This is a genomic window from Arthrobacter sp. SDR-2R (assembly GCF_057747955.1).
Genome location: NZ_CM173231.1, coordinates 2406884 through 2420373, shown reverse-complemented (window position 1 = coordinate 2420373; position 13490 = coordinate 2406884). Strand labels below are relative to the sequence as shown.

The following is a 13490-nucleotide window of genomic DNA, read 5'->3' as shown; positions in this document are numbered from 1 at the left end:
CGCCCGCCGTCGTACTGTCGCGTTGGTTGAAGCTACAGCATGCAGCTGACGCAGCCCTCAACTTCGGTCCCTTCCAGCGCGAGCTGGCGGAGACGGATGTAGTAGATGGTCTTGATGCCCTTCTTCCAGGCGTAGATCTGGGCCTTGTTGATGTCGCGCGTGGTGGCGGTGTCCTTGAAGAACAGCGTCAGGGACAGGCCCTGGTCCACGTGCTGGGTGGCGGCGGCGTAGGTGTCGATGACCTTCTCGTAGCCGATCTCGTACGCATCCTGGTAGTACTCCAGGTTGTCGTTGGTGAGGTACGGCGCCGGGTAGTACACGCGGCCCAGCTTGCCTTCCTTGCGGATCTCAATCTTGGACGCCACCGGGTGGATCGAGGAGGTGGAGTTGTTGATGTAGGAGATCGAGCCCGTCGGCGGCACGGCCTGCAGGTTCTGGTTGTAGATGCCGTGCTCCATGACCGAAGCCTTCAGCGCGCGCCAGTCTTCCTGCGTGGGGATGTGCACGTTCTTGAAGAGCTCGCGGACCTTCTCGGTCTGCGGAACCCATTCCTGCTCCGTGTACTTGTCGAAGAACTCCCCCGACGCGTACTTGGACTTCTCGAAGCCGCCAAACGTCTGGCCGGTTTCGATGGCCAGCAGGTTGGAGGCGCGGACGGCGTGGTACACCACCGAGTAGAAGTAGATGTTGGTGAAGTCCAGGCCCTCTTCAGAGCCGTAGTGGACCCGCTCCCGCGCCAGGTAGCCGTGCAGGTTCATCTGGCCCAGGCCAATCGCGTGGCTCTGGTCGTTGCCCTTGGCGATGGACGGCACCGAGGTGATGTTGGACATGTCCGAGACAGCCGAGAGGGAACGGATGGCCGTCTCGATGGTCAGGCCGAAGTCCGGCGAGTCCATGGTCTTGGCGATGTTCAGTGAACCAAGGTTGCAGGAGATGTCCTTGCCGGTGTCGGCGTAGGACAGGTCATCGTTGTACGTGGTGGGCTGGGAAACCTGGAGGATCTCCGAGCACAGGTTGGACATGATGATCTTGCCGTCGATCGGGTTGGCCCGGTTCACGGTGTCCTCGAACATGATGTACGGGTAGCCGGATTCGAACTGGATCTCGGCGAGGGTCTGGAAGAACTCGCGTGCCTTGATCTTGGTCTTCTTGATCCGGGAATCGTCAACCATCTCGTAGTACTTCTCGGTGACCGAAACGTCCGAGAACGGCATGCCATAGACGCGTTCGACGTCATAGGGCGAGAACAGGTACATGTCCTCGTCCTTCTTGGCCAGTTCGAACGTAATGTCCGGAATGACGACGCCCAGGGAGAGGGTCTTGATGCGGATTTTCTCGTCCGCGTTCTCGCGCTTGGTGTCCAGGAACCGGTAGATGTCCGGGTGGTGCGCGTGCAGGTACACGGCGCCGGCACCCTGTCGGGCACCGAGCTGGTTGGCGTAGGAGAAGCTGTCTTCGAGGAGCTTCATCACGGGAATGACGCCGGAGGACTGGTTCTCGATCTGCTTGATGGGCGCGCCCACCTCGCGGATGTTGGTCAGCGCGAAGGCCACTCCGCCGCCGCGCTTGGACAGCTGCAGGGCGGAGTTGATGGAGCGTCCGATCGACTCCATGTTGTCTTCGATGCGGAGAAGGAAGCAGGAGACCAGCTCGCCGCGCTGCTTCTTGCCCGCGTTCAGGAACGTGGGGGTGGCCGGCTGGAAACGGCCTTCGATGATTTCATCCACCATCTGCAGGGCCAGCTGCTCGTTGCCGCGCGCCAGGTGCAGTGCCACCATGCAGACGCGGTCCTCGTAGCGCTCCAGGAAGCGCTTGCCGTCGAACGTCTTCAGCGTGTAGGAGGTGTAGAACTTGAAGGCACCCAGGAAGGTCTCGAAGCGGAACTTCTTCTTGTAGGCGCGGTTGAACAGCTCACGGATGAAGTTCATCGTGTACTGGTCCAGCGTCTCGCGCTCGTAGTACTGGTTCTTCACCAGGTAGTCGAGCTTCTCCTCCAGGTCATGGAAGAACACCGTGTTGTTGTTCACGTGCTGCAGGAAGTACTGGTGCGCGGCCTCGCGGTCGGCGCCGAACTGGATTTCGCCGTTGGGACCATAGAGGTTCAACATGGCGTTCAGCTCGTGATAGCCCAACCCCTTATACGCGGCGGGCATCTCAGGCTTCCGGGACCTGGTTACTTCTGTGTCTGCGACAGTCGTGTCCAAAACGTGTCCAATCCTTGGTTGACCCGGGTAACGTCTTCCGGCGTTCCCATAAGTTCGAATCGATAGAGGTGGGGTACGTGGCATTTGGCGGCGATGATGTCCCCGGCCATGCAGTAGTTGTCCCCGAAGTTTGTGTTTCCGGCGCCAATCACGCCGCGGAGCAGTTTCCTGTTCTGCGGGTTGTTGAGGAACCGGATGACCTGTTTGGGAACGGACCCCTCTCCCCCGGTGCCACCGTAGGTGGGCACCACCAGCACGAATGGCCGGGTAGCGAGGAGGGGTGCGTCCTTTGGATAGAGCGGGATCCGGGCAACCTCACGGCCTAGCTTCGCGACGAAGCGGCTGGTGTTCTCGGATGCTGATGAAAAGTAGATGAGCTGGCTGCCGGTGCGGACCGGTTCAGCCTGGTCCTGCGGCCCGGCCGGCGGGGACACCTCCACGCGCTGAGCCGCGTGGATGGGAACAACCTGGTGAATTGGTAAGGCCTCGCGGTCATGCTGTGCTGCTGGTGCTGCCACGTGAGTCACCTCAGCTGGTTGCTGGTTGCCGGCAGGAGAAGCAGAACTCCTAAGCCACGGAGGAAACGGCGGAAAGTGCCAGTTCCTCGATCTTGTCGGGGCGGAAGCCGGACCAGTGGTCCTGGTCGGTGACCACAACGGGAGCCTGCATGTAGCCAAGTGCCTTCAGTCGCTCGAGTGCCTCGGCGTCCTGGGAGATGTCAACGCTCTGGTAGGTGATGCCCTTCTTGTCGAGCGCGCGGTAGGTGGCGTTGCACTGAACACAAGCAGGCTTCGTGTAAACCGTTACGGTCATTGTCCCTGTCCCCTTAGTTGAAATCTTGCTGGCCCGGTGTCCCCGTTCAGCTGTATGTAGATACTACATGTAGTGCAGACGCCTCTTTGGAACCCCAAGATGATGTATTACAAGTATGTCATTTAATGCACCGTTAATCCACAGGCAGGGGCGGGAAAAATGCCCGGAATCGCGGGTTTTTTGCGGGCTGGGTCCACACCCTGTGGAGTACTTAGCCACATTTAAAGGACCGCGTGTCGCACGGCTGCGGCGTGTCGCGCCCTGTTTCCTTCCGCATGAAAAGGGTCCGTGACCACTACATGTAGTGGTCACGGACCCGGGTTCCGCTCCCTGCGGCGAAGGTGTGTCCAGCTTGCCCGGGGTTTCCTACCGCTTGGCGGAGTTGAGGTTGGCGATGGCGGTGGACAACGCCGTGGCGAAGCCGCACCACGCCGCGTAGGGAGCCAGCGATACCCCGGCCGCACGGTTCAGCCGATAGGTGCGGCGCACCAGATCGGCGCTGCTGGCGGCGAGCAGGGCGGCCTCGGCCGCCGCAAGCCAGGGCCTGCGTGAGCGCCAGAAGAACCAGCTCCACGATGCATTGAGGACCAGGTTGGCAGCCAATGCACCCCGGTAGGTGCGGAGCTCCCGGCGGGAGCCCTTGCCACCCGGGTCGGATGTGCCGGCCGGGGTGGCAGCAGCCCGGTCCAGTTCAGCAGCCCGGTCCAGTGCGACGGCGGACGTCAACGCGAGGTCTGCATACAGGGTCGTCCACACCAGCGGGAAGGCGATGGCCGGCGGCTGCCAGTCAGGCTTGCGCAGCCGAAGGTACCAGCTGCCCTGCGGATCCGTGGCCACTCCGCCCGCGGCGGCTGTGGCGGCCGTCGCCGCCGTCGTCCATGCAAGTGTTTTCAGTCTCATGGCCGGAACCTCCGATTCCCCTTGCTTCTGCCGAATGCTATAGCTGCGCCTCCCGGCGGTCCAGCACGATCTGCTGGACATCCAGGTAACCGGACTGGAAACCGGCGCGCGAGTAGCAGAGGTAGAACAGCCACATCCGCTGGAACACTGCATCGAAGCCGAGCTCCCCCACTTCCCGGGACCGGGAAAGGAACCGTTCCTCCCACAGCCGCAAGGTGGCGGCATAGTGGTCACCCATTCCCATGCGCTCCCTCACCCGAAGGGTGGTGTGCTGCTGGGTCACGCTCTCGATGGCACGGACGGACGGCAGGAACCCGCCGGGGAAGATGTACTTGTGCACCCAGGTGTAGGCGTTGCGGGTGGCCAGCATGCGGCCGTGCGGCATGGTGATGGCCTGGATGGCCACCTTTCCGCCGGGTGCCAGCACGCGGTCGATGGTCTGGAAATAAATGGGCCAGTACTCGTACCCCACGGCCTCGATCATTTCCACCGAGACCACGGCGTCGTACTCGCCTTCCACCGCCCGGTAGTCCTGCAAGGCAACGGTCACGCGGTCCGCGAATCCGGCATCCTCAATGCGTTCCTGCGCCAGCGCCTGCTGCTCGCTGGACAGCGTGACGCTGTAGACCGTGGCGCCGCGGGCGGCGGCACGCAGGGCAAGCTCGCCCCAGCCGGTGCCGATTTCCAGCAGCCGCGTCCCCTCGCCCACGCCGGCCTTGTCCAGCAGCCGGTCGATCTTGGTCCGCTGGGCCTCGGCCAGGAACTCCCATGCAACGGTGGACAGCGGACCCGCCTTCTCCGGGAACAATGCCGAGGAGTAGCTCATGGTGGAATCCAGAAAGTTGAAGAACAGGTCGTTGGACAGGTCGTAGTGCCGGGAGATGTTGCTGCGGGTGTTTTGTTCGGCGTTGCGTTCCTGGCGGGGTGTCCGGGGCAGGTACAGCGAGCGCAGCTTCTGCAGCGGCATGGGGATCAGCGTGTCCACGGAGGCCGCGAAGACTTCGAGCAGCGCGGCGAGGTCCGAGGCTTCCCAGTCGCCGGCCATGAAGGATTCGCCCAGACCGATCAGGCCGTTGTCTCCGATCCGTGCCTCGAAGGCGTCGGGCCGCAGCATGGTCATCACGGGGGCCTCCGGACCGCCCGTTCCGAGCACGGACCCGTCCGGATATTCGACGCGGAGCGGCAGCCGCTTGACCGCACCCCTGAACAGCAGGCCGGCTGTCCTGCCGGCCAGTCCGGCTTTCATGCCCGACGGCGGTTGGGCAACACCTGGCCACAGGTCGGGATTGATGATGGCGGGCGACGCCGGCACCCCGGTTGCGCCCCAGGCTGCGGGCACGTGTCCGGCGGAACGTCCCCCGGCCTTGCCTTCGACACGGCCTGCGGTGGTGCCGTTATCGTCCGTCATGGTCATTGAACTGCCTCCTGTGAAGTGTGGGGTGGTCTGGCAACGACGGGCAGGTGTCTTGCCCAGAGTTTAATGCCCTGTATCCGGATCAGGGCGGATACCAGCAGCGGCGCGGCAGGCACCGCGAAAGCCGCCGCCAGGATGTTCGGAACGGTGGCGGGGCGGCGCCGTCCGTCCATGGTGGCCACGAAGGGCCGGTGCCCCTCCCGCTCCAGGATGATTGATACGGCAAGCCTGTCCCCCGGGGCCGGGAGCTTCATCCGGTACTCGCCGTCGACGTCGTTGAAGGGTGACACGTAGAACGCCTTCGGCACCGAGGCCCGCCCGGAGGGATCAGTTCGCAGCAGGTAGCAGTGCCGCTCCCCGTAGGTGTTGTGGACTTCGGCCACCACGCACTGCAGTTCCCCGGTGGAGCGGTAGCACCAGAACAGGGTGAGCGGGTTGAAGACGTAGCCAAAAACCCTGGCACTGGTGAGCATTTGGATGGGTCCGCCGTCGGGCTCCACCCCCTGGGTGCGCAGGTAGCGCTCCACGTTGGCCCGAATGCTTGCGCCGGGATCGCCCAGGTGGTCTCCCGCGCGGAACACTGCCAGCGGCCGGAGCAGGAACGGCAGGCGCGGCATGTGGTCCAGGTCCACGAACCAGCTGTAGCTGCGGTAGGTGAACGCATTCTTCAAGGGGCTGCGCCGGACATGGGAGATGGACGTGCGGAAAATCGAGGCGTCCATGGTCATGCCCGTTCCGTGGACAGCAGTTCCCGCTCCCCCTCGCCGGAGGAGTTGCCCGGTTCATCCGCGCGGGCCTCCGGCCAGGTGCGGCCCAGTTTCTCGGCCGCCCGCACCCCGGAGAGGGCACCGTCCTCATGGAAGCCCCAGCCAAGGTAGGCCCCGGCGTAGGCGATCCGGTTGTTGCTCAGCGCGGCGATGGCCTGCTGGGCCTGGAGGGATTCCGGCGTGTATTGCGGATGTTCGTACACCATGCGCTCCAGCACGGCGGTGCCGGCAATCAGTTCCGACTCCCCCAGGCTCACCAGGTACGGCTTTCCGTCCACGGGATGCAGCCGCTGCAGCCGGGTCAGGTCGTAGCTCACCAGAACCTTGTCGGGTCGCGCGTCGCACGCCGGGAGCCGGTAGTTCCACGACGCCCTGGCGTTGTCCGCGGCGGGCAGGACTGCCGGGTCCCGGTGGAACACGGTGTGGTTCACCGAATACGGCATCCCGCCCAGCGCTTCCTTCTCTTCCGGTGTGGCGTCGGACAGGAACCGGAGAGCCTGCGCGGGATGGGTGGCTACCACGACGGCGTCAAACTCTTCCGGCCCGCCGGCCGTTGCGAGCTCCACGCCGTCGGGCAGGCGCCGGATGGCAGTGACGGGCGTGTTGAGCCGGACGTCGGCCAGCGTGGCGGCGAGCTTTTCCACGTACCGGGCAGAGCCGCCGGTGACGGTGCGCCACTGCGGCGAACCCTTGATCCCCAGCATGCCGTGGTGGCCCAGGAACGTGAAGAGGTACCGCGCGGGGTAGGCCAGGGCGATGGTGGGGTCGCAGGACCAGACTGCACTGACCACGGGGGTCATGAAGTGGGAGATGAAGTAAGGGCTGAACTTCTCCCGTTCCAGGAACGCGCCAAGTGTCAGTTCCGGCACCGGCACCTCGCCGCTGACGGCCGACGGCGGCGCGGTCCTGAGCAACTCCCTCGCCTTCCGGTAGAAACGGGTCACCTCCAGCAGCATCAGCAGGTAGCGGCCGCGGAGCAGGCTGGAGGGTTTGGCGATGATGCCGCGGGCGCCGTCCCGTGCCCCCGCGTATTCCAGCCCGCAGCCGTCGCAGCGGATCGACATGCTCATCTCGGAGTCCTGGGTCTCGACGCCGAGTTCGGCGAACAACCGCAGCAGTGTGGGATAGGTCCGTTCGTTGTGCACGATGAACCCGGTGTCCACCCCGATGACGCTGCCGTCGGGCTGCGGCATGTCGTGGGTGTGGGCATGGCCTCCCAGCCGTGAGTCCGCCTCGAACAGGGTGACGTCGTCCTGCCTGTTCAGCACGTAGGCGGCCGTCAATCCGGCCACGCCGCTGCCGATCACGGCGACGCGCCGCCGCCCGCCTGGACTTCCTGCTGGGTTAGGTGACAATTCATGCTCCTCTGCTGAACATTTGCCGCTGGGCTGCGTATACAACTGGCTATTCGGTGCCGTGCCGGCTGTGGATGGGTGAAGTACTGTGGGCTGGTGTTAAACCCGGTGCACCTGAAGACCCTCCTTGAAGTCACGCGGCTGGGATCGTTTGCTGCCGCCGCGGCAACGCTCGGCTACACGGCCTCCGCCGTGTCCCAGCAGATGTCGGCTTTGGAGCGGGAAACGGGCACCATCCTGTTCCAGCGTTCGGCGCGCGCCGTGATTCCTACGGAAGCCGCCGTCGTCATGACGCGGCACGCCGCAAAGGTGCTCACGGATATCGAGGCACTGATGGCCGCCGCCTCCAGGACCCAGGCCACGGAAAGCCAGGAACTGCGGCTGGGGATCTTCCCCAGCCTGGCCACGTATGTCCTGCCGCGGATCCTGAAGAACCCGGCGTGGAAGAAACTTGGGATCGACCTGCGGGTGTCCGTGGCTGAACCCGGCCAAACCATCCAGGGGCTGCGTACCGGCGGCGACCTGGACCTGGCCGTGGTGTTCCAGGTGGGCCAGACCGGCTTCGCCTGGCCCAACACCATCAACAGGCAATGGATTGGCGACGACGATTTCCGGGTGGTGCTGCCTGCCGGCTGGGGTTTCCGGGCCGACGCGAAGGTCGCGGCCGACCACCTCTCGGAGATGCCGTGGATCATGCACCATCCCGGCACCAGTGACGCCATGGTGATCGAGCGTCTGTTTGCCGGCTGCAACCTGCACCCCAGGGTGGTGGCGCACAGTGACGATTTCCATGCCAGCCTGGAGATGGCCGCCGCAGGACTGGGAGCCGCTTTGGTTCCGGAACTCGCGCTCCGGAACAAGCCGGCAGGCGTTGTGGTGCTGGACGTCCCGGAGATCCGGCTGGCCCGGAACGTGTTTGCGCTGCTGATCAATGACCGGAAGACGGCACGGGTGCAGCTTTTCGTTGACCTCCTGGCCGAAACCCTTGCCGGGATGCGCACGGCAGTGAATTAGGGCAGAACGCTGGAATGGTCTGCCCTTCGGGTCTATGTTGAGAATATGAACAAGGTAGCGAGCCAGCACTTTGGGGAGATCGAGCTCAACCACGGCATGGATCATCTCTTTGCCGCCAAACATGAGCTGCGTGGCCACCCGCTGGAACTCGACCTGAACATCAACGCCCACGACAACTTCGATGAAGCCGCGCTCCGCAAGGTCGAGTACCGGCTGCGCTTCCTGCCGGAACTGGTGGACGAGGTCCGCGAGATGATCGCTGAGGAACTTGAGCAGGAGGGCACCAGTCCGCAGGAGTATCTGCACTTCCACTGCAACGCCCTCAAAGACGAGCACCTGCACAAGGTGTTCGGTGTCCAGGACCGCAGCCAGCTCACCAACGAGGTCTTCCTCAAGGCCCTCAAACTTGGCCATGTGGGCATTTACCCCGGCCAGCCCGAGCGCTACTTTGTCCTGGATTTCACCCTGGGCGAGCACTTCACGGACGAGGTCCTGGTGGCGTCCGCCGACCAGGACGGCGTGGTGGACGACGAGATCGTCTGGGAGTCCTAGGCCGTCGACCGGTCGACAGCGCCCGGGCACCAAGGAGGGTGGGCGGCCATGGATGTGGTTGATGACAGGCGTGGCATCTGGCGGCTGGCTTCGTCGCTGCTCCTCGCCGGCGTGCTTGTTTCGATTCTCGCCGGCATCCTGCATGCTGAGTCCCACGACGCCAACGACCATGTGGCGTCCTTCACCGCCTATGCGAACAGCGGAATCTGGACCGCCGTGCACCTGGGCCAGTTCGTGGGAATGGCGCTGGTGGGGGCCGGACTTGTTACGTTGGGCACCGCGCTCGGCGTCCAGCGCCGCCCGTTGGCCTGGGCCGCACGGTTTGGTGCTCTGTCCGCCGCTGCTGCAGTTGTGCTCTACGCCGCCCTGCAGGCAGTTGACGGGGTGGCCCTGAAACAGGCGGTGGACGCGTGGGCTGCTGCCCCGGACCCGGAAAAGCCGCCCCGTTTTGCCACGGCTGAAGGCATCCGCTGGCTGGAATGGGGAATGCGCAGCTACCAGAGCATCCTGCTGGGTGCCGCCTTGGTACTGGTTGGTGTTGCTGTGGCCGCAGCCCGCCACACCTCCCGGATTGTTGGCTACCTCATGGCGCTGTCCGGGCTGGCGTATGTGGCGCAGGGGTGGATCATCGGGGAATCCGGATTTTCGGCAGCCAATTCGTTGCCCACGCTTGTGGGCATTGTGGCCATTGTTGTGGCGGCCGTGTGGCTGGCCGTCAGCGGGTGGCGGATGACGCAGACGACGGCGGCCGGCCACCTGGGGTGACCGGCCGCGGTTGCGTCGTTTCCCGTCTTACTTGGCCGCCTCCAGCAGGCCGGCCCGGACCGTCTGCGTGGCCTTGACCAGGTTGCGCAGGGACTCTTCGGTCTCGGCGTAGCCCCGGGTCTTCAGGCCGCAGTCCGGGTTGACCCACAGCTGGCGGGACGGAACGTGCTTGACGGCGGTGGCCAGCAGCTCGGTGACTTCCTGCTCGCCCGGAACACGCGGCGAGTGGATGTCGTAGACGCCCGGGCCCACACCGCGGCCGAAGCCGTGCGACTCGAGGTCGTGGACAACCTCCATCCTGGAGCGCGCAGCCTCGATGGAGGTGACGTCCGCGTCCAGCCCGTCGATCGCGTCGATGATCACGCCGAACTCGGAGTAGCAGAGGTGGGTGTGGATCTGCGTGGAGTCGGCGGCGCCGGCGGTGGCCAGGCGGAAGGAGTCAACAGACCACTTCAAGTAATCCGCCTGGTCGGCCTTGCGCAGTGGGAGCAGTTCGCGCAGGGCGGGCTCGTCCACCTGGATGACCTTGATGCCGGCAGCTTCCAGGTCGGCGATTTCGTCGCGCAGGGCCAGGCCGACCTGGTTGGCGGTCTCGCCGAGGGGCTGGTCGTCGCGGACGAAGGACCAGGCCAGGATGGTGACCGGGCCGGTGAGCATGCCCTTCATCGGCTTGCTGGTCAGGGACTGGGCGTACTTGGCCCACTCAACGGTGATGGGGGCGCTGCGGGTGACGTCGCCCCAGAGGATGGACGGACGCGTACAGCGTGAACCGTAGGACTGCACCCAGCCGTGGACGGTGACGTCGAAGCCCTCGAGGTTCTCGGCGAAGTACTGGACCATGTCGTTGCGCTCCGGTTCGCCGTGCACCAGGACGTCGTAGCCGAGCTCTTCCTGCAGCTCCACCACACGCTTGATTTCGTCCTTCATCAGCTGCGCGTACTGGTCGTCGGTGAGCTCACCCTTGTTGTTCCGGGCGCGCGCCGACCTGATGTCCGAGGTCTGGGGGAAGGAGCCGATGGTGGTGGTGGGCAGGGGCGGCAGGTGCAGTGCTTCCTCCTGCGCCGCTTCACGGACCGCATAGTCGGAGCGGGTGAAGTCGGCTGCGGTCAGTGCCTCGGTGCGGGCCCGGACGTCAGCGCGGCGGACGCCCTCTGCGGAGGCGCGGGAAGCGATCACGGCGGTTGCCTGGTCAATGGCGGCCTTGGCGGAAGCGGGGTCGGCCAGGTAGGACGCGAGGGTTTTGACCTCCACGGCCTTCTGGTCCGAGAACGCCAGCCAGCTGCGGAGCTGCTGGGAGAGCTGTGTCTCCTCCTCGACGTCATGGGGAACGTGCTGGGTGGAGGTGGACGTGGAAACGGTGACCCTGCCGGCAGCTGCCGTCAGTTCATCCAGCTTGGCAGCCGAAGCGGCGAGGTCGTTGCGCCAGATGTTGTGGCCGTCCACGACGCCGGCAACCAGGGTTTTGTTGCCCAGCGCGGCGAGTGCCGCTGCGGAGGGGACGGCGCCCTTGAAGACATCGATATGCAGGGCGTCGATGTTGGTGGCGGCGAGGGTCCCAAGCTGTCCGTCGAGGGAACCGTATGGGGTGGAGACGAGGATCTGCGGGCGGTTGGCCGCAGCGGTGAGGACCTCGTAGGCGCGGGCCACGGCTGCTTCGATTTCGACGGCCGGGGTGTCCTGGTCAACCACGAGTGCAGGCTCGTCGAGCTGGATCCAGCCGGCGCCTGCTTCGGCGAGCTTTTCGAGCAGCTGCACGTAGACGGGCAGGATGTCTTCGAGGCGGGACAGCGGCGCGAAGCCGGCGGGGGCGTCGTCGGAAGCTTTGGACAGCAGCAGGTAGGTGACCGGGCCCACGATGTAGGGGCGGGTCTCGATGCCGTTGGCCAGCGCGAAGGCGAACTCGTCAACCTTGGCGGTGGACGCAAGGGTGAACTTGGTCTCCGGGCCGATCTCCGGAACCAGGTAGTGGTAGTTGGTGTCGAACCACTTGGTCATCTCCAGCGGCTGCTGTTCCTTGTTGCCGCGGGCCAGCGTGAAGTAGCCGTCGATGTCCAGCTGGCCCCCGGCGTTGAGGAGCTTGCCGAACCGGGCCGGTACCGCGCCAAGGTGCGCGGTGGTGTCCAGGACCTGGTCGTAGTAGGAGAACGTGCCCGGGACCGCTGCGGCTTCGGTGAGGCCCAGTTCCTGCAGGCGTTTGGCGATGCTGAGCTGGATGTCCTTGGCGGCGGCGTCCAGGGCGCCGGCGTCGATCCTGCCGGCCCAGTAGGCCTCAACGGCCTTCTTCAGTTCGCGGCGGCGGCCGATCCGCGGGTAGCCGAGGAGTGAAGCTGCCGGAAACGGCGTGCGGGCGGTGTTCTGTTCAGTCATGGGGTTACTCCTGATGTCGAGGGCGTGCGCGGATGAACGCAGCACGGATGAACGCGGCGTGTACGAACGCTGCGTGGGTGAAGGAAAGCTGGTGAGGTGGGCGCCGGTCAGCTGGCGAGCTGGCTGCGGGCGATCGATTCGCGGCGGGTGCCGGGACGGCTGCGCCGCGGCAGGGCCAGCTTGTCCAGCACTTCCAAGGCACTCTGGTGCTCGTTGAAGGTGTAGATGTGGATGCCGGGTGCACCCGCGTCAAGGGCGGCGTTGGCCAGGTCAACGGTGGCGTCGACACCAATGTGGAGGCGTTCGAGGTCGGAGTCCGCTGCGGCCAGGCGGGCCATCAGTTCCGGGGCGGGTTCCACGCCCGTCAGCTGGCCCAGCCGGTTCAACCGGCGGAGGCTGGTCAGCGGCATGACGCCCGGGATGATCGGGATGGTCACCCCGGCACGGCGGGCCCGGGTGAGGAGGTCGGCGTACTGCCTGGTCTCGAAGAACACCTGGGTGATGGCGAAATCCGCGCCGGACCGCTGCTTGGCAAGCAGCACCTCGACGTCGTGCTCCTCGCTGGGCGACTCCGGATGCCGGGTTGGATATGCAGCCACGCCCACTGCGATCTTTCCTGCGCACAGCAGGGCCGACCGGCGCTGCTCCACGCGGCGGATGAGTTCGATCAGGTCCTGGGCGTACCGGAGCGAACCCGTGGCCGGGGCGCTGGCGTCCTTGGGAAGGTCTCCGCGGAGGGCGAGGATGCCCCGAACCCCGGTGTCCAGCAGTTCGCCGACGATCGCGGCAAGTTCCTGCGGCGTGTTGCCCACGCAGGTGAGGTGGGCCAGCGGCCGCAGCGTGGTTTCCAGCAGGAGCCGGTTGATGAGTTCGACGGCGGTGTCCCGGTTGGATCCGCTGGCGCCGTACGTGACGGACACGTAGTCCGGTTCAGTGGCTTCCAACTCGCGGATGGTGGTCCAGAGCGTCTCCGCTGCCGCGGGAGAGCGCGGCGGGAACAGCTCATAGGAAAGCGCCACCGGAGCGGTGTCGGAGAGGTTGGGATGTGCGTCAATCAGGCTTGGTGGTGACATTTGCGTCCTTGGCTTTGGGCCATTGGGGGTTCCCTGCCACGAAACAGGACAGGAAACCGGCAATGAATTTGAGTTTGGGGAACACGGAGGGACTCCACGAGGACGCAGCCGCGACTGTTACGCCTTGAATGAAGTAGTCCGTGAGCAAATGTCAGGCCCACATGGGGGCACCCACACCCTCCGGAACGGAGGATCGCTGACACGTTACCGCGGTAACTTGTCTATGACTCTATGGGGCCGGGCGGGGCCGGGACAAGTCGGGGCCG

12 protein-coding genes are annotated in these 13490 nt (G+C 65.1%); 3 read left to right on the top strand and 9 right to left on the bottom strand.

Translation table 11 applies throughout. The features are described from left to right. Positions 1 to 32: 32 nt before the first annotated feature. The 7 genes from nrdE to AC3ANU_RS11235 all read right to left on the bottom strand — a co-directional run bounded on the left by nrdE (position 33) and on the right by AC3ANU_RS11235 (position 7453). Positions 33 to 2153: a class 1b ribonucleoside-diphosphate reductase subunit alpha gene (gene nrdE / locus AC3ANU_RS11265; protein WP_018769430.1), complete on the bottom strand. Its 2121-nt coding sequence runs from the start codon at positions 2151 to 2153 to the stop codon at positions 33 to 35. 20 nt (positions 2154 to 2173) lie between these two features. After that, complete coding sequence (nrdI, locus tag AC3ANU_RS11260) at positions 2174 to 2644, bottom strand: class Ib ribonucleoside-diphosphate reductase assembly flavoprotein NrdI (protein ID WP_488315971.1); 471 nt, start codon at positions 2642 to 2644, stop codon at positions 2174 to 2176. A 127-nt stretch (positions 2645 to 2771) separates the two neighbouring features. Further along, positions 2772 to 3017: a glutaredoxin-like protein NrdH gene (nrdH, locus tag AC3ANU_RS11255; protein ID WP_013601222.1), complete on the bottom strand. Its 246-nt coding sequence runs from the start codon at positions 3015 to 3017 to the stop codon at positions 2772 to 2774. Between the two features lie 366 nt (positions 3018 to 3383). Beyond that, positions 3384 to 3917, bottom strand: coding sequence for a TspO/MBR family protein (locus AC3ANU_RS11250; protein WP_488314542.1), 534 nt, complete (start codon positions 3915 to 3917; stop codon positions 3384 to 3386). A gap of 37 nt (positions 3918 to 3954) precedes the next feature. Then, positions 3955 to 5331, bottom strand: a complete 1377-nt coding sequence (locus AC3ANU_RS11245) for a class I SAM-dependent methyltransferase (protein ID WP_488314541.1) — start codon at positions 5329 to 5331, stop codon at positions 3955 to 3957. Next, positions 5328 to 6059 (bottom strand): DUF1365 domain-containing protein, encoded by a 732-nt coding sequence (locus AC3ANU_RS11240; RefSeq protein WP_488314540.1) that lies wholly within the window; start codon positions 6057 to 6059, stop codon positions 5328 to 5330. The genes AC3ANU_RS11245 and AC3ANU_RS11240 overlap by 4 nt, the downstream gene beginning before the upstream one ends. Beyond that, positions 6056 to 7453: an NAD(P)/FAD-dependent oxidoreductase gene (locus AC3ANU_RS11235; RefSeq protein WP_488314539.1), complete on the bottom strand. Its 1398-nt coding sequence runs from the start codon at positions 7451 to 7453 to the stop codon at positions 6056 to 6058. The genes AC3ANU_RS11240 and AC3ANU_RS11235 overlap by 4 nt, the downstream gene beginning before the upstream one ends. 96 nt (positions 7454 to 7549) lie before the next feature. On the opposite strand from AC3ANU_RS11235, the gene AC3ANU_RS11230 reads away from it, so the two are divergent. Genes AC3ANU_RS11230 through AC3ANU_RS11220 form a run of 3 tightly spaced genes read left to right on the top strand, consistent with a single transcriptional unit; the run spans position 7550 to position 9784 of the window. Then, positions 7550 to 8467: a LysR family transcriptional regulator gene (locus AC3ANU_RS11230; RefSeq protein WP_026265795.1), complete on the top strand. Its 918-nt coding sequence runs from the start codon at positions 7550 to 7552 to the stop codon at positions 8465 to 8467. A gap of 45 nt (positions 8468 to 8512) precedes the next feature. Beyond that, on the top strand, positions 8513 to 9019 hold the full coding sequence (locus AC3ANU_RS11225) for a DUF2004 domain-containing protein (RefSeq protein ID WP_018769437.1): 507 nt from the start codon (positions 8513 to 8515) through the stop codon (positions 9017 to 9019). A gap of 48 nt (positions 9020 to 9067) precedes the next feature. Further along, a complete protein-coding gene (locus AC3ANU_RS11220) occupies positions 9068 to 9784 on the top strand; it encodes a hypothetical protein (protein WP_268003220.1) in 717 nt (238 codons plus the stop codon). 27 nt (positions 9785 to 9811) lie between these two features. Here the strand turns inward: AC3ANU_RS11220 and metE are convergent, their stop codons facing one another. Together metE and AC3ANU_RS11210 are read right to left on the bottom strand one after the other, a co-directional pair. After that, positions 9812 to 12151: a 5-methyltetrahydropteroyltriglutamate--homocysteine S-methyltransferase gene (metE, locus tag AC3ANU_RS11215; protein ID WP_144599801.1), complete on the bottom strand. Its 2340-nt coding sequence runs from the start codon at positions 12149 to 12151 to the stop codon at positions 9812 to 9814. Positions 12152 to 12258: 107 nt separating this feature from the next. Beyond that, positions 12259 to 13224 (bottom strand): methylenetetrahydrofolate reductase, encoded by a 966-nt coding sequence (locus tag AC3ANU_RS11210; protein WP_018769440.1) that lies wholly within the window; start codon positions 13222 to 13224, stop codon positions 12259 to 12261. Positions 13225 to 13490: the final 266 nt, after the last annotated feature.

Coding starts and splice junctions, on each gene's coding strand:
- AC3ANU_RS11250 (WP_488314542.1), bottom strand. CDS start 3,917: ATGAGACTGAAAACACTTGCATGGACGACGGCGGCGACGGCCGCCACA.
- AC3ANU_RS11210 (WP_018769440.1), bottom strand. CDS start 13,224: ATGTCACCACCAAGCCTGATTGACGCACATCCCAACCTCTCCGACACC.
- AC3ANU_RS11240 (WP_488314540.1), bottom strand. CDS start 6,059: ATGACCATGGACGCCTCGATTTTCCGCACGTCCATCTCCCATGTCCGG.
- metE (WP_144599801.1), bottom strand. CDS start 12,151: ATGACTGAACAGAACACCGCCCGCACGCCGTTTCCGGCAGCTTCACTC.
- nrdH (WP_013601222.1), bottom strand. CDS start 3,017: ATGACCGTAACGGTTTACACGAAGCCTGCTTGTGTTCAGTGCAACGCC.
- AC3ANU_RS11225 (WP_018769437.1), top strand. CDS start 8,513: ATGAACAAGGTAGCGAGCCAGCACTTTGGGGAGATCGAGCTCAACCAC.
- nrdE (WP_018769430.1), bottom strand. CDS start 2,153: ATGCCCGCCGCGTATAAGGGGTTGGGCTATCACGAGCTGAACGCCATG.
- AC3ANU_RS11245 (WP_488314541.1), bottom strand. CDS start 5,331: ATGACCATGACGGACGATAACGGCACCACCGCAGGCCGTGTCGAAGGC.
- AC3ANU_RS11220 (WP_268003220.1), top strand. CDS start 9,068: ATGGATGTGGTTGATGACAGGCGTGGCATCTGGCGGCTGGCTTCGTCG.